The following is a 22,719-nucleotide window of genomic DNA, read 5'->3' as shown; positions in this document are numbered from 1 at the left end:
AGGGACTATTTAGTTAGCCCCTGCTACTTACTTTTATAAATATTAGTCTGTTAATTTATTTTCAATTTTATATTCTTCCATTTTTTCTTCTAACCATGTTGAATATTGTTCATTCACTTTTGAATCTAGAAGATCTTGATATACTGTATCTTTAACATCTTCAAATTCAGCTTCTTTTTCTTCTATCTTGTCCGTTACTTTAATTACATGAAAACCATAATCTGTTTCAACCGGCTCACTGACTGAATCTATTTCGATTGTGAATGCCGCATTTTCGAATGCTTCTTCCATCTCACCTTTACCAAAGTAACCTAAATTTCCACCATCCTCTTTAGTAGCAGTGTCTGTTGAGTATTCTTTTGCAAGTTCTGCAAAATCTTCTCCGGCATTTAATTTTCCAATAACTTCTTGAGCCGTCTTCTCATCCTCTACTAAAATATGATTTGCTTCTACTTCGGCTGCTTGTCCATAAGTAGCTTTATTTTCCTCGAAGTATGTTTCTACTTCTTCGTCAGTGATTTCAACATAGTCTTCCATCAATTTTAACGTTAAAAGATATACTTTAATATCTTCCTTTACATCTTCTACAGCCATATTATAAGAAGAGATAACTTCAAGAAAGGCTTCCTCGCCTCCATATTCGTTAGTATAATCTTCGTATTCCTCTTCTATTTCTTCATCCGTTACAGATACATCTAACTTTTCTGCCTCTAATTCAATAATCTTATCTGTAATTAGTGTATCTAATACTTCCACACCATATTGAGCTGTTAATGCTTCATTTAATTCAGCTTCAGTTATTTTTTCTCCATCAACAGATGCAATCATTGAAGAATTTCCACTTGAGCAACCTACAAGCATTGCACTTAAAGCTAATGGAAGAACTATCATTTTAATAGTTTTTATCATTCTTATTTCTTTCATAAATATCCCCCGTTCATTTTTTACCAATTAGACTACAGTAATAATATTAACGGTTGATTGTGTCAATAGAATGTCAAAACCATTCCTTGGCCAATAAAAAAACGAAGCTAGAAACTTAAACTTCGTTTTCCACTCTATTAGATTTATTCTGATCTGGCATGTTAGCTGTTATTTTTAATAAAATTATTCGAAAAGTTGTTCCTTCAGCACTGCTTTTTAGTAAAACTAAATCTCCACCAATGGATTGAATCATCATTTTGCTTAATGCTAATCCAAGACCCAGACCCCTAATATTATATTTTTTCTTCTCTCCACGAAAGAAACGTTCAAAAATAAAAGGCTGCTCTACTTCCGGTATTCCGCATCCACTATCAGATACATCAATCATAATTCGTTCCCCATTTTCTTTTAGGGTTACGTTAATATCGCCATTATTTACCATAGATTGTTTAGCATTATTCAACAAATTCGTCATGACTTGTTGAAACCGAATTGGATCAACCAAGACCCTCACCGTGTTAAGGAGCTTGTCTACTTTGATATTAATTTCTTCTTCCTTTTGAACCACTTGCCAACTAGAAACAGCATCTTCCACAATATCGTTAATTGCATGAGTTTCATTATTAACAAGGACTGCATTTGCGGCAAACTGATTGAATGTAAGCAAATCTCCTACCATTGTTTTCATCTTTTCGGTTTCTTTTAATGATATATTTATAAACTCTTTAGCTTCATCACCCGTAACAACACCATCTTTAAGTGCTTGTAATAAACCGCTGATGGAAGTTACTGGGGTTTTCAATTCATGGGTGACACCTGCCAAAAGCTCCGTTCGTAGCGATTCAAGCCTTTCTAATTTCTTTGTCATCTCTTTAAATGAATGGATTAGTTCATAAACTTCTTTTTCCTTACTTTCGTTCGGAATATGGATTTGATAATTCCCTTCCGCCACAAGTTTGGCCGCTTCTGCTACATCTTTAATCGGTTTTGACAAACGTTTAGAAAGGACATAGATAGCAGCCCATCCTAGCAATGCAAGGCTAATAATCAGGATGGCTAGCTGATTATATTCTTGGTCAACATGAGCTAGTTTTTCTTTTGACTCGACCATGGCTACCCAGCCAATCACTGAATCATTTATTTCAATAGGAGATTTCACGACATAGAATTCATTATCGTAAATATCTAAACTTTGAATTGTATCATCACTTTTTAAAATCGATGAATTCAATTGCTGTTCTATTGGTCCTATTGGTCGATTACTAGAAACGATATTTCCACTAGTGTTCACTATATAAGTAGACGGATTAATTTCTAATTCAGTTTTTATCTCACGCTCATAAAAAAAAAGTGGTTGATCTTGTTCCGTCTCATTCATTGCAACAATTCGTTCTGCCAAATTCTCTGCAAGCAGCGACATTAAATTCAACCTGTTTTCTATTGTATTATGACGAATCCAGAGAGCGGAAATTACTGCAATAATAATAAGACCTATACATAATGTAAACAGATACCTGCTCGTCCAATATCTTATTAAGGAAACACGATTATTATTATTGAAAATTTTTATAGTATTTATCTTGAAGTTATCTTTCAGTAATATATGTTTTTTATTTTTTATAAACACTTAACTGGTACCCCAATCCCCGAAGTGTCTTAATCTCGCCTTCTGAACATGGCCAACCTTGCAAAGATTTTCTAATTCGCTTAACTGCAAGGTCAACGGCACGATCACTACCATCATAATCCCAACCCCAAATTTGTTCTATTAATTGCTCCCGCGTGAATGTTTGATTAGGATTTTCTGCCAAAAATAACAAAACAGATAAATCACGCGGGGTTAGAATAATATTTTTTCCATTCACCATCACCTGATGTGCTTTTAAATTGATTTCTAACTGGCCAAATCTTTTCATCGGATTATCATTATCTGCCTTTGAACGTCTCAAAACAGCTTTCACACGGGCAACCACCTCATCAGCAACAAAAGGTTTCGATATATAATCATCTGCTCCAATATTTAACCCTTCTAACCGATAGTTTACATCACCAAGAGCGGTCAGTATAATGACAGGACAATTGCTTTCTTTTCTTATTTCCTTTAAAATTTCCCAACCATCTTTGTTCGGCAACATAACATCCAACAATATAAGATCAGGATAACATTCATGAAATTTTTCTAATACATTTTTGCCATCATAAACTTGGATAGCCTCGTAACCAACCTTTTGTAAATAAACCTTTAGTACTTCGCTAATCGCAAATTCATCTTCAACAACTAATATTTTCATTGGTATTTATACCTCCCGAAAACTTATACTCCATAAAATATGTGTCTACCCTTTTTTCTCCATAACATTATCACAATAATAAGTCAACCAAAAGTCAATACCCAACTAGATGAAAGAACAAGTATAAATAATATCAAGTACCTTTTGAGAAAAATTCTATTAAGGCTCTTCTTAGCTAATTACATAATTAAGATACAAAGGTACCTGAGTGAACTATTCCTTTGACACATATCTGACATAATACCCTTATATACTTAGCATTGTTAATAAGCCTACTCATTAGACTTGATAATCATTATGTCTTTAACAGGTTTTAGGGAAAAGGAGATGAATATATGAAAGTTCACAGCTTAAATGGTGTTCAAGGACGCTATGAATTTAAACATGAAATGACAAAATTGGATTGTTACCTTCTCCGCAATAGATTGACATACTATATGGAAGTCGATCCACATGCTAATAAGGATGGAAAATATCTCATTCGAAGTGTCTATTTTGATAACTTTGATAATAAAGTACTTACGCAAAAAAAAGAAGGATATTATGAACGGGATAAATTTCGTGTTAGATTGTATGACTACGATACAAGCTTTCTTAATTTAGAAAAAAAGAGTAAACGTAATAATCTAACCTACAAACAAAAATGTCATATATCAGCACAGGAGTATGAACAAATCCGAATTGGAGATATCAGCTGGATGGAGTACGATACAAGAACTCTTATTAGAGAATTATTTTTGGAGATGAATATGTGTCAATTAAAGCCAGTGACCGTGGTAGATTATGAACGAGAAGTATTTATTTACAGATATGGAAACGTACGCGTTACCTTCGACAGCAATATTAAAACAAGTTTTCGAAACAATGATGTGTTGAATCCAGATTTACCTATGATTGAAACAAATCCTGATATTGTTATTCTTGAAGTCAAATATGATGAGTTTTTACCGGAAGTGGTTAAAAAACTCCTTCAAATTGGCGACAGACGAAAAGGAACATATTCAAAATATCAAATTAGTAGAATGTATGGTTAATAAATACATCTAGTATAGATGAAGCTTTAGCCTATAAAGATATATAGAAATAACTACCCATTTGATAACGTACTTGCAGAAGATAATTCTTGAAAATATAAATTCGGAGGAATAATAATGGAAACTTTAAATTTTAATGATATTTTTAAATCTAGTATTTTAGAAAAAACAACTAGCTTTTCCGTTGTCGATTCAATTATTGGGCTATTGTCGGCATTTATATTAGGATTATTGATTTATATGGTATATAAAAAAACTTTTTCAGGCGTGATTTACTCACATACTTTTAATATTTCACTTATTGTCATGTCATTAGCAACAGCCTTAGTAATCATGGGTATCTCTTCTAATGTTTTATTATCCCTTGGTATGGTTGGTGCATTATCAATCGTTCGTTTTAGAACACCAATTAAAGATCCAATGGATATTGTCTATCTTTTCTGGGCTATCATAGTAGGAATTTTATGTGGGGCTGGATTTATTCCACTAGCAGTTTTAGGTTCTATTTTCATCGGCTTGATTTTAATTCTTTTTGTAAACAAAATTAAAGTTGAAAATCCATATTTATTGGTTGTTAGATATGATGAAAAATCAATTGAATCATCTTTAGAACACATTGTCGCTGGTCATGTAACTAAACATACAGTTAAATCTAGGTCTGTAGTACACAGTAATAATTTTGAAATCACTTATGAAGTTCGCATAAAGGACGACAATACAAGCTTTTTGAATAGTATCTCAGACATAAACGGTGTTCAATCAGCAGTTATGCTTAGTTATGATGGCAACTTTACCGCTTAATATCGAGCAACCCTTTTGTCATGGCGGCAATTTTCTTTGCCGCCAGTATTATTAATGAATATTTGTCAATTATAGGAGAAATAAAAATATGGGGGTTAGGTTATGCCAGTAAAAATGAGGTGGATCCTTTTCCTAATGATTGCTGCGATTGCCTTAAGTATTGGGGCAATTTATTTTGTTCAAGTATTTAATCTTGAAGATACGCATCCAACCTATTCATATAATGAAAAGCTATTTAATGAAGATAGCGTTGCTGCCATTGACATTACGATAGCTGATGAAGATTGGTCGGATATTTTGGCGAATCCATTAGATGAAGAGTACAAGGAAGCTTCCATTACCATTAATGGGGAAAAGATTTCGAATGTAGCTATCCGAACTAAGGGGAATTCGTCTCTAACATCGGTAGCAAGTAGCGATTCAAATCGGTACAGCTTAAAAGTTGACTTCAATTATTACAATTCAACTCAAAGCTATTATGGATTAACGAAATTAAATTTAAACAATAATATGAGTGATTCCACTCAAATGAAAGAATTTGTATCCTATGAGCTAATGGAACAGATGGGTATTGCAACTCCTGCTCATTCGTATATGAAGGTTACGGTTAACGGCGAAAACTATGGGCTCATGCTTGGTGTAGAGGCAATCGATGAAACATTTATTGCCCAGAATTATAATACGGCAAAAGGTTATCTATACAAGCCTGATGGTACTGGAAGCGATCTAGTTTATATTAGTGATTCTTTAGAAGATTACACAGGAATAGAAGTGCAAATGAATGAGGATAGCACAGACGACTCTGAGCTTATTTCCATGATTAAAACGATTAATCAAGGAGAAGGATATGAGGAATATTTGAATATGGTTCAAATGCTCCGTTATTTTGCCATGAATACAGCATTAGTTAGCCTTGATAGCTACCAAGGGCAGATGAAGCATAATTATTATTTATATGAAGATGAAGATGGTGTATTTTCTATTTTACCATGGGATTATAATATGTCCTTTGGTGGATTCGGTATGGGTATGGGCGCTCCTATGTCTTTTAATGCAAATACATCTGATGGGTCCGAAAATGAATCCAGTTCTAAACAATTCCCAGATTCTAATGCACCCCAAATATCCAGTAGTCCTCCGATAGAGGAAGAGATGCAACAGGACAATGGTCAATCCGTGGAGGAAGATCAGATGCCTATGCCACAGAGAAGTGGTCAGGGCGATGGACTAATGATGATGGGTTCAGGAGAATTATTATCAGATGATGCCATTAATTTCAGTATTTATGAGCCGGTTTCAGGGGCTTCTTTAACCGATCGCCCACTATTAAACGTATTATTAAGTGATGAAACTCTCCTTGAGCAGTATGAAACATATCTGGAACAAATCGCGAAAGATATTTTAACAGAAGAAAACGTTACATCAATAACAACTAAACTTGGAGAATTACTAAAACCTTATATTGAAGAAGATCCTTCGAAATTTTCAACAACTGAAGAGTTTTTAGAAGGAGTTAGTGGAGATAATAGTTTACCCGAATTCGCAAAACAACGTAGTGAGTCTATTTTAGCACAGCTATCTGGCAAACTTGTTGTCGAATCACCACAAACATCTTCCATGATGCCCGGAATGGGTGGTGATCAAGCAGATCAGCAAAATGCCAATGGAGAGCTTTCCCAAAACGGTAATCCCCCACAAATAAATGAGGGAATGCGAGGGAATTTTGACATTAACTCCATGACAGATGAAGAATTTGAGCAATTTTTAGAGAGAATTCAAGGTGGTAATTTCCCTATTACATTACCAGATAACTTTGACTCAATGACGACACAAGAGAAAAAATCCTATTTAACAGAACAAATGGGAAATATCGATCTGAGAGGTTCAAGAGGTGAAGATGGCGGCAGGGATAGACCTATGATGAATAATGAAGCAAGTGATTCGGAAGCGTCAACCGGTGAATTCACCAAAATGGATGTGTACCAGTTACTAGTCTATTTAGCATTAGCACTGGTGGCTATCTTTTTCATACGACGGATTGGGAAGTAAGTCAGAAAACCGGTTTCAGTCCTGAAATCGGTTTTTAATTTTTCGGTTTTGTGATTCTTTTATCTAATTAAAAAAATATTTATATCTTAAATCTCACAGATTTTAAAGCTTACTAACTTTTTTATAGGAAAAACACAAGGTCAATGTTATGAGGTGAGGAATCGTTGATTAACAAAAAGAATATGATGATCGTATGCTCGAGTTTACTGATCACTATATTAATAGGTGGTTGTAGCTCTAGTACTTCAAAAGTTGCAAACAAAAACTCGGTAAAAGATAACTTAGATATCGTTATTTTTAAGATTGGTAAAGCAGATAGTATCCTCCTGACCATAGGAGAACAAACGGTGCTAATTGATACGGGAGAAGATGATGATGGAGAAGAGATAGTTGATTATATGAAAAAAAATAAAGTGACTAAGGTTGATTATTTGATACTTACTCATTTTGATAAAGATCATCTTGGTGGAGCAGATACAATTTTAAATGAAGTCGAGGTTTTGAATGTCATTACACCAAATTACGTGAGCGAAAGTAAGGATTACAAAGAATACATGACTACGCTAGAAGCTCAGGAGACAGCTCCTCTTAAATTATCAAATGTCTTTACATTTAAATTAGGGTCTGCTGAATTTACCATTGATCCTCCACAAAAAAATAATTATTCTGGGGACAATGATTATTCTCTTGTAATCAGTGTAGAACACGGAACAAATAGATTTTTGTTTGCTGGAGACGCAGAAGAAGAGCGTCTGTCAGAACTAATCGAATCTGGAAATTTGGAACATACCTTTTTGAAGGTACCCCATCATGGACGTTATAATGAAAAAAGCACAGAATTTTTCACATTAATCCATCCTAACTATGCTGTTATTACTACCTCAGATAAAAACCCAGAGGATGAAGAGGTACTAGACGTTCTAAAACAATTAGGGACGGAAGTTTATGTAACTAGAAATGGGAACATTTTCATTTCTAGTAATGGAGATTCCCTTCGCATAAATCAGTAACGAAGTTGTACCAAATTAATGACTTGTTCAAACACACTGGTTTACCTTTGCTAAAAATTGAAACAGGTAGTGTTTTGGGCATATCAAACGTATTTGCAACCAAAATTGAATAATTACGGACTGTTTTAACAGTCCCAATTCTCCTTTCTAACTTATTGGGGCCTTTTCAACTTATAATAATTGGAGGTTGTTATACTTTGTTATATTTGATTTATATAACGTTGTAAATTTGAATTTTCCTGACGCTACTACCTTTTAACGATTATAGGAAACTCCTACTTCACCTAAACTACTTCTATAGTTTTATTGTTTTTTCACAATTCCATTCAATATATATAGTAAGGATGTTTAGAAACTTTATTCAATTAAATGGCCCTATTGCTTAAAAGCGCAACTCTATTCATGAATTGCGCCCTTTAACAGAAAACTCGATTTCAAGATAATATTAGAGACAATGATAATAATCTCTCACTGTTTCCTCTCGTAACATTTAAGTACAGAATTTCATATAATTTCAAAAGTTCTACTGTTTCTTTAATTAGAAACTCGAAAGTAAAAGGAATTGCCAACTTCCGAAGTACACTCAGTTAAGTAATACTCAACTCCATTTTCTGTATTTCTTGATTCTATATTAGAACAAGACGTACTTTCTTTTCCCTTTCCAGTGCCTGCATATACGTCCTGTGAATTATCATAAGTATACTGAATTTTATTTACGTCATAATTTAAATTATGGAAAATTGGATCTCCTTCAGTAGTATAAACACTGATACGAATTTCGTCTTTAACACCACTCCTTACATGATCTATAAAGGTCTCAAATATATCTATATTACTAATTTCTCCATGGCGATCTACTACATCACTCTCTTTTACATCCTCAGTAGAATAAATTTTCTTTGGATTTGAAGTTTCATTTTCCTGTTGGCAACCTAATAACATCATTAATAAAAATGTTAAAGATGATATTAAACCAATCTTTTTCAAATTATCATTCCCTTTTTATAAAGCTAGTCGTTCTTCTTTTGCTTTCGTTTCAAAAAGTAAGGAATTATGTGTAACTTTGTTCAACTATCCTGTACATTTGTTAAAGAAAATGCAGATCCATACTCTGAAAACGCGCCCGATTATTGAATAAACAATTAACTCCAAATGTCATCTAATTTATCAGAATAGAAACTGATCGCTTTCTTATAACTTAAAATTTCCTTATCTGTAGTCGTATCTATTAAGCATTTTAGCAGTAACTTCATAGCACTGTTATGCTCTTTTAAATTATACAAAGTCATCGAGTAGAACACTTGAATTGCTTTACTATCTGGAAACAGTTCTATTCCCTTACTCAATGTGCTCTTTGACTTTTCATACTCACCTAGTGTTCTATATGTACTTCCTAGTCCCAATAAGGCGCCTTCTAAATCTTCTCCATCCAATCCTAAATTGATTGCATCTTGATAATAGGGGGCTGCTTTCATTTCTTCACCTAATACATCAAAACTGCAAGCACATTGATAGTTAATGTAGGCATCATCAGGAGACTCTTTAACCAAGGTTAGAAGTAACTCATTAGATTCTTTTAGATTACCGTTTTTCCTTAACTCAATTGCTTTAGTCAATTCTTTCTCCATTATTTCATCTCCAATTAAATTCTTTTTCTTTCGCAAACACAGATTCTAACATTAACATAAATATTCAGTATTTCTTGAGGTTCCTCCTCCATTAAATGGCCCGTTTGTTGAATAAGAACTTCTAATATTATTGATTTTATATAAGAACTTCTTCAATAATTGAATTTCCCTCGGTTGCTTCAGCATCAAGCCATTTCCAGTTTTCATATAGTCTAATTCGCCCATCTGCTAAGGTTTCAGGAGTTGAAACACATTCTCCCCCTCTGATTTCATTTTTTTTATTGATGTGGTTATATCTAAATTCTAAACTACCATTTTTGTGGACTATACCAATCAGTAAACCTTTGACGATTTCTCCTCCACTATATGTTGCTGAAATGATATCGCCCTCTTGTTTGTATGCAAAATATGTTTTTGAAGAAACCTCCCCATTAGCACTATTTTCAATTGAAACAAATTTTCGTCCATTATAATTTATCATCCCTTTCTGCTCCCCCTTCCTCGTACTATTCTTTAAATGATTTATTTTTTTGCTATCCTATCCGTTAATTTAAGTTTTTCAGAATCTCCTCTATATTTTAACATTAATATCCAATTTAATTGTTGATGATTATTCAAGAAAATGTAACAAAATGGTAAAAGTCGCATTCCTTATTAAAGAAATACGAACTATTGTTAAATAATCATAGTATTTGCCATTGCAATCCAACGTTGATATTATAGATACATAAAGTCTACAATAGGGTGATATTATGAAGTTAACTAAAGCAACGAACTATGCTCTCCACACCATGATGTTTTTGGCTGTTAATCCCCCTAATGATCATATTGGTGTGGCAAAATTAGCTGAACGCCAAGCAGTCTCAACGACATATTTATCTAAAATACTAACAAAGTTAGTGAAGTCGGGTATGGTTGAATCTGTCTCCGGTGCAAATGGTGGATATAAATTAAAACCAGGTTGGGAAAACATTTCAATACTGGATGTTATAAAAGCCATTGAAGGTTTGACGCCTATTTTTGATTATTGTCACAGTCATAATCCTGATTGTTTAATTCAGAAGGCGATTGAATCAGCAGAGGAAAAGCTTTTAGATGAACTGAATCAAACACGTATAGTTGACCTTGCTAACAAAATGAATAAGACATCTAGATAAATCATGATGTCTTTTACTCAAATTGTAGATATTAGAACTCTATAATATACCTAATGGATGCGGAGGAAAATAATGATGAATAAATTTGATTGTATTGTAATTGGTGCAGGACCTGCCGGATTAAGTGCAACCTTAACATTAGGGAGAGCGCGTAGAAAGGTTGCCCTAATTGATAATGGAACAAATCGAAACCGTGTAACGCAGGAGTCACATGGGTTTTTAACAAGAGATGGAATTAAACCTCAAGAATTTAAAAATATAGCCATTAAAGAATTAGAAACTTATCCTTCTGTGTCAATTTCAAATGAGACAGTTATTAAGGTCGATCAAGATAGACAAAATAATTTATTCTTAGTCACTACATCGAACAATAAATCTTATATAACAGAAAAACTGCTGCTAGCTACCGGTATACAAGAAGAATTTCCATTATCACAGATTAGACAATATTACGGAAAAAGTTTATTCAGCTGTCCCTATTGTGATGGCTGGGAGCTTAGAGACCAGCCGTTAGCTATCATTGCAGAAAAAGATGAACACATTATTCATATGACTAAAATGGTTTTTAATTGGTCCAAGGATTTAATTGTTTTTACGAATGGTCATCAACTATCCAATCATGTGCGAATTGATTTTGAAAGTAAAAAGATTAAGGTTTATACAGAAGTTATTAAAAGCTTACATGGAGATAACGGTCACTTAGAAAGTATTGAATTAGAATCAGGTGAAAACATTCTAAGAAGTGGTGGCTTCGTAGTTCCGAGTTTTTATCGTCCAAATAAATTTGCTGAACAATTAAATTGTCAAGTTGATGAAAGCGGTGAAATTATCACAGACGGTGCTGGACGTACAACAGAAAATGATGTATATATTGCAGGTGAAACAAAGTCTGGCCCATCTTCTTTAATGATTGCTGCCGCTGAAGGTAGTAGGGCTGCTTTTAGTATAAACATGGATTTAACATTAGCTAGATTTTAGAATAGTGAGGCTGGGACAAAACAAAAAACATCAAATTTCTCAATTAGAAATTTGATGTTTTTTTGCTTATATAAAAGACTACTCCATTAAAGGCCTGTGTGTGAAAAAATTATAAGGTAGTATGAAATTAATTTCTTTTCTCAAGTTTACGTCTTGCTTTCATACCAAATCATTGCTTTTCGTTCAATCTTGTTATGGCTTCACTTCAACTTTTCTCACTTTGAGCCTCCCCTATTGTTTAATAAAATCCGATTCCCATTCCCAATCATAAGTACACTACTTCATAAACTTTATTTGTAGGGATGAAAATCCACTGATTTTGCTTGATACATTTTGTCGCGATATTCATAAATAATAATAACTTCACCAATAGAGTTTGATGGAGAAACTTGTGCTGCTAACCTTGCGATTAGGTGATTGTTTTCTACTTCATACTTAATAATGCCTCCAAAAAATATATCCTTAAATACATTCTCTGGCTCCATACCCACTGCACTTAAATCAACAACATCATGCTTGTTTCCAATACTTATTTTCGCTTCAGTTGGTGTTAAACTAGTTTTCGCATTTTTCATTACTACTGCAAGGGGATGATCAACAATCACCTCGCCAAATTGATTATCACCAATTTCAAAAACATAAATTTCTTCTAATAAAACACCAGTACCATATCCTTGGTTCAGAATTATGATTAATTCTTTCTTTCCATCTCTGTTTGTGTCCTCATAAATAATTTTTGGCGCATAGGTAGGGTTATTAGCAACGCTTAACCAAAAGGGTCTTGAGGCAATTCTTCCTTTAAAATCAATTTTGAAATCATAATAAAAACCATCGATTTTCTTGGCATATAGAGTTATATCATCCTTACTTGACGTCGCGACTTTATCATATCCTTTAACTGTTGCCCATGCTTTGTTAGGGGCAATTACAAGAATGAATGCAAGTATAAAAATAACGTACGTCTTCATTAGTTCAACACCTCATTGATAGTGTTCCCTAGGGTGTTTCCTTATTCAACAATTTGGTCCTTTAAATGAAAAAAAGACACATTCCTTATTAAAGAAATGCGCGCTGGAATATTGAGAAAGCAAATTTAAGATAAGCCGCCCTTTACTTGAACAAGGCAAAGACTCTTTTAGAACATTTCAAGATCTCTCTGCTATTTTTTTAAAACTATCCATGTTGCTGAACCAATACGCTATAAAGAAAAGGGATAGATAAATAAAAAAGTCATATGTCTTTGGCCACCCTTTCGAATTGTAAAAATCAATCATTTCAAAAAAATTCATGCCTACGAAAGCTCCAATGGCAGCAAAAATTGAACCTTTTAAAAGTGCATTAGCTCCTGGTTTAATTTGAAGAGTAAACATAATTGCAACAGGAGTTAATGATAAGTGATAGGGCAGAAATAACAGTGGAGCTATAGGTGAAAATGCCATGGGATAAGACCACAACCCATAAGATAAAGCAATAAGGTCAATTATTAAGGATAAAATGATGGTTACAAATCCTCCAATAAGAAGCCTGCCTGTACATTCCTTATTTCTAAACAGAAACCAAACTATCCAAGGAATAATAAATAGTCCCATTCCAAACCACCATTGCCATGTAAACATAAAGGAATTAACTGTTGCTTCTGTCATCAAATTATTCACTTCAATTAACTTTTCCGCAGCTCTGTCAGTTTGTTCTATTCCTTCTTTTACTGTCATTCTTTAATCCTCCTCATATATCTCACGCCTTTACCACTGATTTTTACGTGTGTTGTAATGGTTATCTTTTGCATTTTATTTTCCTTTTATGCCTAGAACACTTTGATAGTTGTTACTAAGTTCACTACACATTTAGTTGAAGAATGCCTTAAAACAATCTGGCCATTTAATTGGAGGAATAGAAGGAATGCTTCTTCACCGTTTTCTAAACGAAAAACCGCATCTATTTTCTGTTCAAGCGTAATACTTGCCATAAAAAAAGCACCCCAAATGTTCTTGTCGTGTCTAACATTTGGGGATGCCTTTCATAGTATGTTTAGTTAAAGATTCTTATCCAAAATACAGGGTATATTTGATGCTTGTCCAATCGATATTAGCCTGTAATAACTCTCTCTTTCGGATAATGATATTTTTCTTCCTTATTGTTTTTTCCTCCGATGATCAGAAATATAGTAGGAAAACCTATTCTTCCAATAAACATCAAAATCATAAGAATGGACTTGGCAAAATTACTGAGTTCAGGGGTAATCCCCATAGAAAAGCCTACAGTACCGAAGGAGGAACAAACTTCAAAAAAGATATCAAAAAGCTGCTGCTGTTTATCAGAAATACTTATCATAATCACCGATGCTAAACACATTACAATAGCTATTAGCGTAATGGCTAGAGATTTCATAATATCCTCCTGATGAATTTCACGGTTAAAAATTTTGATATTACGCCTTCCTTTCGCAAAATTATAAATAAATAACAGATTTAAAGCCAATGTAGTCGTCCTGATTCCACCCCCCATAGAATTAGGAGATCCACCTATAAACATAAAAATAACAATAACAATAAGGGTAGGATATGAAAATTCTGTAATATCCATTGTAGAAAATCCAGTGCTTCTTGTTGAAACAATCTGGAAAAAAGCATAAAAAAATGATTTATGCCATGATATATCCTTAAAATAATGCTGAAATTCTAGTAATAAGATAAGGCCTGTCCCAATAATAAGCAGAATTCCATATGTTATGGTCGTTAGCTTTGTATATAACGAAAAGCGGAAAGGATATCCAAGTTCGGTCTTTCTTTTGAATAAATATTCCTTCACTTCGATTAATACGGGAAACCCGATTGATCCAATAATAATTTGTATAATCGTCATCAGTTGTACAAAATAATCACTTGCAAAGGGAACATAAGACTCCCCTGTTATATCTATACCAGCGTTTGTTGTCGCAGTAACGGATGCAAATAGACCTTGAAGAAATGCTTCCTTCCAAGTAGGAAAATAATTTAAGAAATATACTCCATAAATGAGTGCCCCGATTAATTCAATAAAGATGATCATCTTTAAAATATCCTTAACTAATCGGACGAGTCCCGATAATGCATATTGATTATTATCAATCATTATTAGTTGCCGTTGCCGAAATCCAATTTTCTGTCCTAGAAACAACCAAAGAGCTGTGTTCATAACCATAATGCCAAGGCCAGAGAATTGTAATACGATCATAATTATAAAATATCCAAATACACTATAAGTTTCGGATATATTAAAAAGGGTCATACCTGTGTCAGTTGCTACACTGACAGCCATGAAAATCGTATCAAAAAAAGACACTTCTACCCCAGGTTTATAAGCTGCAGGAATGCAAAATAATAGACTAGATATAATGACTGCCAATAAATAATAACCAACAATAATTTGGGCAGGCGAAAGTTTATTCAGCCCGACTGGTATTTTGATCATACTGCACCCCTTCAATTTTCGTAACCCTTTTAATCTTTAAATTTTGTCTAAATGCTAGCTATCACTCTACTTTGGTTATTATGCAAAAAGCTTTTAAATTTATTCATGTACATAAGAGCCTTACAAATAGTGTGGAAAAACAAGATAGGGTTAAAAGCCTTAGCTTCCCAATCATTAAACACGTTTACCCTTTGATGGAAAAGGGTTGACTATTTGTTCCGTCCAGAAGAATTGCTTGCTCGTATTCGAGTCGCATTAAGAAGGAATATAAGCGAGCAAAGCTTGGATCAGGCTCAGCCTATATTTGTTAATGGAAATCTACAAATTGATTATTTAGCAAATACAGTCTTTGTACATGGGAAGGAAGTGCATTTGACTCCGATTGAATATAAGCTGTTAGTCGTTTTATCCAAGCATGTCGGCAAGGTGCTGACTCATAATTTTTTATTAAAGGAAGTATGGCAAACAGTACTGCAGTCAGATGTCCCTAGCCTACGAGTTTTTATGGCAACACTCCGTAAAAAGATTGAAGAAGATCCAGCAAACCCGAAATATATTCAGACACACATTCGTGTTGGTTACCGAATGTTACGCCATGTGGAAGAAGAATAGGCAGAAACAAGAGGGACACGGCTCCTGTCCAGGTCCCCTTGTCTTTTTATTTGTAACCCAATCTATTTCACCATCATGAATTAAACTTACAACTATTATCGCTATAAGCACGCCAGCAATACCAGAAAGGAATGTCTTCCATTATTACATCCCCCTCCTTCATTATTAAACTCCCTGCCCCGTTGTTTAAGTACATTTCTTCACAAGCTCATCGTAATGATGTGATAACAATAAGTAATTATTTCTTACCTTTTAGTTCTAAAAGTATAGGTGCTATATTCAGTAAGATTGAAACCATTGTTAAAAACCATAATGCCCTTTCCATACCAGGTACTACATCCTCTAAAGCTGCCCAATCTTTCACTTCTACCCACTCCGATACAAGACTGTATTCTGCACAAAGTGTTAATGCTGTAAAGGATAATCCCATCGCCATAGCAAGCTTATAATCCTTTCCTGCTGTATACCTATAAAGATTTATAAAAGTTACTACTATTGCAATCACCCCAAATATTACCCACATAACTAGACCTCCCTTATTCTTCCGTTTGTTAATATAGACATAAATTGTCATTTTATGGTTCCCGATGCGTTATTTAGTAACCTTTCATAAAAGGCTGTTGTTCAATTATTGGGCCTGATTTCAATCCAAAAATTAAGCATTTCAGTGCCATAAAAAAGGCACCTCCAAATGTTCGTGTTTCATTTGGGGTGCCGATCAGAGTGAATGATTTCTGCCTTTTGATTGTTAAAAGTAATGCAATTCGTTAGCTTAATAAGAATTTATTTTCTTTTCTCATAGATTCCTTTTACGAATTGTTCCTTATAGTCTGTGTATTCAGTGATCCCGCCATTTATTTCTTCAAGAAACTTCATTTTCAGCTCTTTGTACTGTTCCCTTGCTGTTTTGTTTGAATTTAAATAGTTCCTAAAGAAGATTAAATTATTCCAGTGTTCTTTGTTATATTCTACTAAGTGAATAAAGTGTGTTTTTTCTACGTAAGTATCATCAGTAAACTTAGCTAGCACAATTTCATTAGGACGTTCCACTTTAAGTTTTAAAAAACCAGCTTCCTTTAGTCCTTGAACAATTAATTTATCAACATTATCGATATCATCAACACCGACAACTATATCTAATATTGGTTTGGCAACTATATCCCTAATGGCTGTGCTACCAATGTGTTCAATTCTATTCTCCTGAATTGATGTTGAATTTAGAATATCCCGCTTGACCCTAAGAAACTCTTTTTTCCACTCATCGTAATGTGCTTCTAACCTTATCTCATCTCGTTTTAATCCTAAACTCATTTAGTCACCTCATTTTTAATATAGTTAACTAATTCGTTCCATTATTTCTTTATCCTTCTAAAATTACACCTCTGTATGAGTTTAAGTACTTCACAATATAAACTGAACTTCAACATAATATCACCGATTTTCTTTAAAAACGGTGCTTAAATAAGTGGTTCTATAACGGAAAAAAGCGATCTTCTTATGGAAGAATCGCACCAGATTGTTGAATAATATATTGAACAGCCGCTATAGCTGTTTTCCTTTTAGACCTGTCACATATTCATAGGCTTTTTTCTATAACGGCTTATGATGGCGGGTTTGGTTTCGCTCCAATGTCCTATTTCTCTAATCCACTTGTTGTAGTCTTTTATCCGTTTTGGTTGTACCTTCCTCTATTGAAACGAGCATAAATAGTCCCATCTCTATTTAGTTAAAGGTCGTTAACTCTTCTGAAACGGAATTTAAATAATCTTCTTCAAATTTAATATAGTAACTACCCTCTATCCTCTCATTCTTGATTCCCTTGATTAAGGATAATGATTGTATCGATTGAGGTTCCATATGATTCTCTACCAATTGATCAATTGATATATTGCCTTCTATTTCACTAGTAATTTGTTTGAGTTGTGCGAGTGGGATTTCGTTTTTTGCCTTATCAATAACAGCATTGATGAGGTTTAATAAGTCTTCTTCATCCAAGCTTCTTCCCACCGTAGCATCCATCATTAAAGCCAGAACCTCTTCTCCATTCAAGTGATTCGTCCCCTTTTTGAAATCAAAGGAAACGCTGGATATCGCTCTTACCTGAATATCTTCTTTTAAGTCGTAATCAATCCCGTTTACTGAATCAATTATCGCCGAAAAGGTATCTATATCGATAACCGCATAATAATCAATTTTTATATCGAATAGTTTGGAAACTGTTGTTTTTACATTTTCAGCTCCGCCCGAAGCGTTGCTATAAGCAAGTGTCAATTTGTCATATGAAGTAGTTCCATCATTGTTACCGTAAATCGGCGCATACGTATCCCGAGGGATGGATAGAACCTTCATCATCTTTTTTTCATTACTATAAGTAAGTAAAAGGTTAATAGGTACTCTATTCTCCTCATCTTTAACCGTTAATAATGCGGTAAACTCTTTGTCTTTTTGAGCTACTACCCCATTTGAAACAGTTCCGTTCTCTTCGTTATGAGTATTTCCTTGAAGAATCGATGGCATAATGAAAAATAGACACAAGCCAACTGCTAACAAAGTTACAGTCAGTGGTGCTAATTTTTTTGAAAAAGATACGAGAGGTTTCTTTTGCACATTCTTTTCCAATTTATGAAGCTTTTCAAACACTTCAGCACGGTCTTCCTTCGTAAATTTTAGCTCTTGATTAGATAATCTATCTTTCAAACTTTTATCTTCCATTAAACTTGTGCCTCCTTTATCTTCGACTCTAATCTTTGCTTTGCTCTTCTTAATCGAGTTTTCACAGTATTCACCGAAATATCTAAAACCTTAGCAATCTCTTCTGTTTTCAATGATTCATAGTAGTAGAGATAAATCACTTCCCGGTACAACTTCGGAAGCGAGAGGATATTCTCTTTTATTTCATCGTTATTATATTTATCGATTACTGTTTTTTCGGTTGATGGTAAAACTGATTTTGCCGTTTCACTTATAAAACTTCTTACTTGTACCTTTTTGTAATTCCAACTTTTTAGATAATCCTTGCATTCGTTAATGGTGATCCGATAGAGCCAGGTTTTGATTTGTGCATCAAATCGAAACGATCCCAGGTTTTTGTAACATTTAATAAACGTATTTTGAACCATATCCTTCGCAATTCCTGCATCTTTGACATAAGTAAATGCCAATCGCACCAGCTCATGACCATATTCAATCATTATTTTTTCTAATAAGAAATCCTTTTCTTCTTTGTCCAAAGGGCTACCCTCTCTTTCAACCTACTTTAAATTCTGCTATTAGACGATTGCCAAATCATAATAGGTTCAATTTAAGAAAAACTTTATTTTAATCAAGCTCCTCATTTTTGTAATATTATGTAAAAATATATATCAAATATTTGCATAGATGCTATAAGTGTCAGTTTTCTATCGTTGTTGAAGTAACAAATACAGTAGTGCTAAAGCCTATTAGAAGGGCTGTTCCACCACACTCTTGACCTTTAATGGAAAAAAGCACTCTCTTGAATAAAATACATTTTAAGACACAAAATATAAACATTAGCAACGTAACCAAGGAAACTCTAAAAAAGGGAGATTGGCTATCAAAGGAATTGAAGGCTGCTTTTCCACAAATCCATCGAAACTTCTAAAAGTTCTTAAATAATATAGTTATTTAATTTTACATTACTCACTGAACGATAAAGAAAAAGGAACGGAAGAAGTGATATTACTTAATGGTAGGGAGATTTTTTCAACGTAAACCAAATAACAGCTCTCGAGAAACATCTAACGATGAACAGGCTATACAATACCAACAACAAAAGAAGGAAATGCTCTTACCTTCTTTTGAAGACAACATTTCTAAAGTGAAAAAGACACTAGGTAACAGCGCCGATCTGATCATACGAGTTTTGCACATCGGACCTGAAAATAGTGTAACGATTGGAGTGCTCTATACAGATGGAATGGTTAACACAACGGCACTTCAAGATTTACTGGATTCCTTGATTAACAAACTGAAACCAAATGATATCAATTCTCCTGACAGAACCAGCATCGTAACGGCCATTCAAAAAAATGCAGTGACCGTTGGCGAAGTAGAAGAAGTAAAAGATTTGGATAAATTGATTACCAATGTCCTTTCTGGCCATGCAGCATTATTGATTAAAGATGAACCACAAGCGATTACTGTTAGTATTCCTGGGCACGAGAAGCGTGGTGTAGAAGAACCACAGTCTGCTACCCTTATTAAAGGACCTCGTGATGGTTTTACAGAAACACTTGGCACGAACACTTCGTTATTAAGACGGCGAATTAGAAGTTCGAATTTTTGGCTGGAATCCAAGGAAATCGGCGAGGTTACCAAAACAAGGGTAATGATTGCTTATATTAAAGGAATTGCAAATGAAAATGTAGTCAGAGAGGTACATGAACGCCTAGATAAAATTAATATAGACGCCATTTTAGAAACTAGTTATGTAGAAGAGCTCATTCAAGATGAAGGCTACACCCCCTTCCCTACAATTTTCAGTACAGAAAGACCTGATGCTGTCGCAGGGAAGTTATTAGAAGGCCGTGTAGCAATCTTAGTGGATGGTTCACCTTTTGTGATTGTCGTACCGAGCTTGATGGTAGAATTTTTCCAAGCTAGTGAGGATTACTACCAACGAGCGGATGTCGCTACTCTATTACGTTTTTTACGTTTTTTTTGCTTTTTCATTGCCTTATTAGCCCCTTCTATTTATATTGCGGTGTTAACGCATCATCAAGAGATGTTACCAACGACATTGTTGATTAGTATCGCTGCTCAACGAGAGGGAATTCCTTTTCCTGCTTTTGTTGAAGCTCTAATAATGGAAATCACATTTGAAATTTTAAGAGAAGCTGGCGTTCGTATGCCTCGGGCAGTTGGTCAAGCGATGAGTATTGTAGGTGCATTAGTTTTAGGGCAATCCGCGGTTCAAGCTGGAATTGTGTCAAACGCAATGGTGATTGTAGTGTCGATTACCGCAATCGCTAACTTTTGCTTCCCGGCAATTAATTTAGCTACATCCGTACGCATCGTTCGATTCGGTATGATGTGCTTAGCGGCAGTATTCGGCATATTTGGGATTATGTTCGGGATTATCCTACTCTGTATACATTTATGCACACTAAGGTCTTTTGGGGTACCTTACACAACACCAGCTGCTCCTTTTATCTTACAGGATCAAAAAGATGTCATTTTCCGAATGCCGTTATGGTCCATGTTTTCTCGACCGCGACTGATTAGCCAGAATAATAACATCCGAGAGCAAATCAATCCCCCATCAAAACCAGAACGCGGAACAAGAAAGCAGTGAGATCCTTATGAAAAAAATCCGTTTCATTATACTAATTGCCTTCTTACTACCTACTTTGACTGGATGTTGGGGTAGTAATGAAGTAAATGATATAGCCATTGGCGTAGCTCTCGGAATCGACAAAACGGAAGATGATGAATATAAGGTTACTGTACAAGTACTAAATCCATCGGAAGTTGCATCCTCTGTTACAGGTGGCGGTAGTGGTTACACGACTCCTGTTACTTCTTATACAGCATCAGGAGAAATTATGTTTGAAGCGATACGGAAACTAACACAACAGGCACCTCGCAAAATATATCTTGCACACCTTCGAATGATTGTTATTGGAGAAGAGGTCGCAAAAGATGATATTTATAACACCATCGATTTCTTATCAAGAGATCATTCGATGCGAACTGATTTTTATCTGGTCGTTTCAAAAGATTCTAAGGCTCAGGAAATTTTGGAGGTACTAACCTCTATCGAAAAAATCCCTGCTAGTAAGTTATTCGATTCACTAGAAGCTTCACATGATGCATGGGCAGCTACCGGAAAGGTGAAAATTAACGAAATTATGGATGACATAGTTAGTGAAGGCACACAACCCATTCTGACAGCAGTTAAAATCTTCGGTGATCCGAAGGCAGGTGCTTCTGCTGAGAATGTTCAGACAATTGCCCCTAAAGCACGCCTCGCTTTTGACGGCATGGCGGCTTTCCGAAAAAACAAGCTAGTAGGCTGGCTAAGTGAAGATGAAAGTAAAGGATTGAACTATGTAAAGGGAAAAGTCAAAAACACAATTGTTGTGATTGATATTAACAATGGACCGGTTGGGGTTGAAATTTTTGATACTAAAGCTGAAATCATTCCTCGTTTTCAAGGGAGTGACACACCTTCTTTTGAAGTGAAGATATCAGGAGAAGCTAATGTAGCCGAAGTAAATACTACAATAGATCTGATGAGTAAAGATGTCTTTTCTGAAATTGAAGAAAAAGTAAATAATGCTATAGAAGATACCATTAAAAAAGCGCTCAATAAATCCCAAAATGAGTATGAATCAGATATTTTCGGCTTTGGAGACCAAATCCACAAAAACAACCCAAAATTGTGGAAGGAAATTAAAAAAAATTGGACAGAAATGTACCCAGATATACAGGTCGATGTGAATGTTGATGTAAATATCAGAAGAGTTGGAACGATTACAAATCCATTCAAAAATGAATTGTTAGAGGAGTAGAAAACACATGCTAATGAGCCTAGGGGTACTACTTATTTTCATTATCATTGCCCTATTCCAGATTCCACAGCTTGCTAAAGAAAAGTTTACCAGAGAGATTGTCATATTCTCTTTCCTTATGGTTTTTGCAGCTGTAGTTACAATTGCAAAGGTCAATCAAGTATCTATTCCTAACCCACTGGAGCTAATCGCATTTACAATGAAACCTTTAATCCAATTATTTTCTTAAGCGTTCAAAAGGGAGGTTCACAC

General features: G+C 34.5%; 24 protein-coding genes. 10 read left to right on the top strand and 14 right to left on the bottom strand.

Annotated elements, in window-relative coordinates:
• Positions 1-42: 42 nt before the first annotated feature.
• The 3 genes from C1N55_RS02380 to C1N55_RS02370 form a co-directional block, all read right to left on the bottom strand.
• The gene (locus C1N55_RS02380) at positions 43-924 is read right to left on the bottom strand and encodes a peptidylprolyl isomerase (protein ID WP_137727314.1); all 882 of its coding nucleotides are present in this window, start codon (positions 922-924) and stop codon (positions 43-45) included.
• A 115-nt stretch (positions 925-1,039) separates the two neighbouring features.
• Entirely contained in the window at positions 1,040-2,344 is a 1,305-nt protein-coding gene (locus tag C1N55_RS02375) for a sensor histidine kinase (RefSeq protein ID WP_240758360.1), read from the bottom strand.
• Positions 2,345-2,534: 190 nt separating this feature from the next.
• Positions 2,535-3,215, bottom strand: a complete 681-nt coding sequence (locus C1N55_RS02370; protein WP_137727313.1) for a response regulator transcription factor — start codon at positions 3,213-3,215, stop codon at positions 2,535-2,537.
• Positions 3,216-3,550: 335 nt separating this feature from the next.
• Here C1N55_RS02370 and C1N55_RS02365 point away from each other — a divergent pair, with 335 nt between their 5' ends.
• The 4 genes from C1N55_RS02365 to C1N55_RS02350 all read left to right on the top strand — a co-directional run bounded on the left by C1N55_RS02365 (position 3,551) and on the right by C1N55_RS02350 (position 8,109).
• Positions 3,551-4,249: a polyphosphate polymerase domain-containing protein gene (locus C1N55_RS02365; RefSeq protein ID WP_137727312.1), complete on the top strand. Its 699-nt coding sequence runs from the start codon at positions 3,551-3,553 to the stop codon at positions 4,247-4,249.
• Positions 4,250-4,366: 117 nt separating this feature from the next.
• Positions 4,367-5,050: a DUF4956 domain-containing protein gene (locus tag C1N55_RS02360; RefSeq protein ID WP_137727311.1), complete on the top strand. Its 684-nt coding sequence runs from the start codon at positions 4,367-4,369 to the stop codon at positions 5,048-5,050.
• A 102-nt stretch (positions 5,051-5,152) separates the two neighbouring features.
• Positions 5,153-7,099 (top strand): CotH kinase family protein, encoded by a 1,947-nt coding sequence (locus C1N55_RS02355; RefSeq protein WP_240758359.1) that lies wholly within the window; start codon positions 5,153-5,155, stop codon positions 7,097-7,099.
• 164 nt (positions 7,100-7,263) lie between these two features.
• A complete protein-coding gene (locus tag C1N55_RS02350; RefSeq protein WP_137727310.1) occupies positions 7,264-8,109 on the top strand; it encodes a ComEC/Rec2 family competence protein in 846 nt (281 codons plus the stop codon).
• Positions 8,110-8,643: 534 nt separating this feature from the next.
• Here C1N55_RS02350 and C1N55_RS02345 read toward each other — a convergent pair.
• The 3 genes from C1N55_RS02345 to C1N55_RS02335 form a co-directional block, all read right to left on the bottom strand.
• Positions 8,644-9,096, bottom strand: a complete 453-nt coding sequence (locus C1N55_RS02345; protein WP_240758358.1) for a DUF4362 domain-containing protein — start codon at positions 9,094-9,096, stop codon at positions 8,644-8,646.
• A 155-nt stretch (positions 9,097-9,251) separates the two neighbouring features.
• Positions 9,252-9,737, bottom strand: coding sequence for a tetratricopeptide repeat protein (locus C1N55_RS02340; protein ID WP_137727309.1), 486 nt, complete (start codon positions 9,735-9,737; stop codon positions 9,252-9,254).
• Positions 9,738-9,873: 136 nt separating this feature from the next.
• Positions 9,874-10,218 carry an avidin-fold protein gene (locus C1N55_RS02335; protein ID WP_205758508.1) on the bottom strand — a complete coding sequence of 115 codons (345 nt, stop codon included), beginning with the start codon at positions 10,216-10,218 and terminating at the stop codon, positions 9,874-9,876.
• Between the two features lie 271 nt (positions 10,219-10,489).
• On the opposite strand from C1N55_RS02335, the gene C1N55_RS02330 reads away from it, so the two are divergent.
• Both C1N55_RS02330 and C1N55_RS02325 read left to right on the top strand, forming a co-directional pair.
• The gene (locus C1N55_RS02330; RefSeq protein WP_137727308.1) at positions 10,490-10,894 is read left to right on the top strand and encodes an RrF2 family transcriptional regulator; all 405 of its coding nucleotides are present in this window, start codon (positions 10,490-10,492) and stop codon (positions 10,892-10,894) included.
• A 75-nt stretch (positions 10,895-10,969) separates the two neighbouring features.
• Positions 10,970-11,872 (top strand): NAD(P)/FAD-dependent oxidoreductase, encoded by a 903-nt coding sequence (locus C1N55_RS02325; protein ID WP_137730506.1) that lies wholly within the window; start codon positions 10,970-10,972, stop codon positions 11,870-11,872.
• Between the two features lie 290 nt (positions 11,873-12,162).
• On the opposite strand, the gene C1N55_RS02320 is transcribed toward C1N55_RS02325, so the two are convergent.
• The 4 genes from C1N55_RS02320 to C1N55_RS02310 form a co-directional block, all read right to left on the bottom strand.
• A complete protein-coding gene (locus tag C1N55_RS02320; protein ID WP_137727307.1) occupies positions 12,163-12,840 on the bottom strand; it encodes a hypothetical protein in 678 nt (225 codons plus the stop codon).
• A 177-nt stretch (positions 12,841-13,017) separates the two neighbouring features.
• Positions 13,018-13,584 carry a CBO0543 family protein gene (locus C1N55_RS02315; RefSeq protein ID WP_137727306.1) on the bottom strand — a complete coding sequence of 189 codons (567 nt, stop codon included), beginning with the start codon at positions 13,582-13,584 and terminating at the stop codon, positions 13,018-13,020.
• A 92-nt stretch (positions 13,585-13,676) separates the two neighbouring features.
• Positions 13,677-13,838, bottom strand: a complete 162-nt coding sequence (locus C1N55_RS20430) for a hypothetical protein (protein ID WP_168193781.1) — start codon at positions 13,836-13,838, stop codon at positions 13,677-13,679.
• A gap of 119 nt (positions 13,839-13,957) precedes the next feature.
• Positions 13,958-15,322: a TrkH family potassium uptake protein gene (locus tag C1N55_RS02310; protein ID WP_137727305.1), complete on the bottom strand. Its 1,365-nt coding sequence runs from the start codon at positions 15,320-15,322 to the stop codon at positions 13,958-13,960.
• Positions 15,323-15,535: 213 nt separating this feature from the next.
• On the opposite strand from C1N55_RS02310, the gene C1N55_RS02305 reads away from it, so the two are divergent.
• Positions 15,536-15,934, top strand: coding sequence for a winged helix-turn-helix domain-containing protein (locus tag C1N55_RS02305; RefSeq protein WP_137727304.1), 399 nt, complete (start codon positions 15,536-15,538; stop codon positions 15,932-15,934).
• A 238-nt stretch (positions 15,935-16,172) separates the two neighbouring features.
• On the opposite strand, the gene C1N55_RS02300 is transcribed toward C1N55_RS02305, so the two are convergent.
• The 4 genes from C1N55_RS02300 to C1N55_RS02285 form a co-directional block, all read right to left on the bottom strand.
• Positions 16,173-16,457, bottom strand: coding sequence for a hypothetical protein (locus C1N55_RS02300; protein WP_137727303.1), 285 nt, complete (start codon positions 16,455-16,457; stop codon positions 16,173-16,175).
• 260 nt (positions 16,458-16,717) lie between these two features.
• On the bottom strand, positions 16,718-17,245 hold the full coding sequence (locus C1N55_RS02295; protein WP_137727302.1) for a GrpB family protein: 528 nt from the start codon (positions 17,243-17,245) through the stop codon (positions 16,718-16,720).
• A gap of 411 nt (positions 17,246-17,656) precedes the next feature.
• Complete coding sequence (locus tag C1N55_RS02290) at positions 17,657-18,646, bottom strand: LCP family protein (RefSeq protein ID WP_137727301.1); 990 nt, start codon at positions 18,644-18,646, stop codon at positions 17,657-17,659.
• Positions 18,646-19,164, bottom strand: coding sequence for a sigma-70 family RNA polymerase sigma factor (locus C1N55_RS02285; RefSeq protein ID WP_137727300.1), 519 nt, complete (start codon positions 19,162-19,164; stop codon positions 18,646-18,648). The genes C1N55_RS02290 and C1N55_RS02285 overlap by 1 nt, the downstream gene beginning before the upstream one ends.
• A gap of 476 nt (positions 19,165-19,640) precedes the next feature.
• Here C1N55_RS02285 and C1N55_RS02280 point away from each other — a divergent pair, with 476 nt between their 5' ends.
• The 3 genes from C1N55_RS02280 to C1N55_RS02270 are packed head-to-tail and all read left to right on the top strand — an operon-like array spanning position 19,641 to position 22,696.
• Positions 19,641-21,248, top strand: coding sequence for a spore germination protein (locus C1N55_RS02280; protein ID WP_137727299.1), 1,608 nt, complete (start codon positions 19,641-19,643; stop codon positions 21,246-21,248).
• A 7-nt stretch (positions 21,249-21,255) separates the two neighbouring features.
• On the top strand, positions 21,256-22,467 hold the full coding sequence (locus C1N55_RS02275; protein WP_137727298.1) for a Ger(x)C family spore germination protein: 1,212 nt from the start codon (positions 21,256-21,258) through the stop codon (positions 22,465-22,467).
• A 7-nt stretch (positions 22,468-22,474) separates the two neighbouring features.
• Positions 22,475-22,696 (top strand): hypothetical protein, encoded by a 222-nt coding sequence (locus tag C1N55_RS02270; RefSeq protein WP_137727297.1) that lies wholly within the window; start codon positions 22,475-22,477, stop codon positions 22,694-22,696.
• Positions 22,697-22,719: the final 23 nt, after the last annotated feature.

Origin of the sequence: Lysinibacillus sp. SGAir0095, from assembly GCF_005491425.1 — a bacterium.
Lineage (GTDB): Bacteria > Bacillota > Bacilli > Bacillales_A > Planococcaceae > Ureibacillus.
The sequence above is the reverse complement of the archived record's forward strand: the minus strand, read 5'-3'. Positions and strand labels throughout refer to the sequence as shown.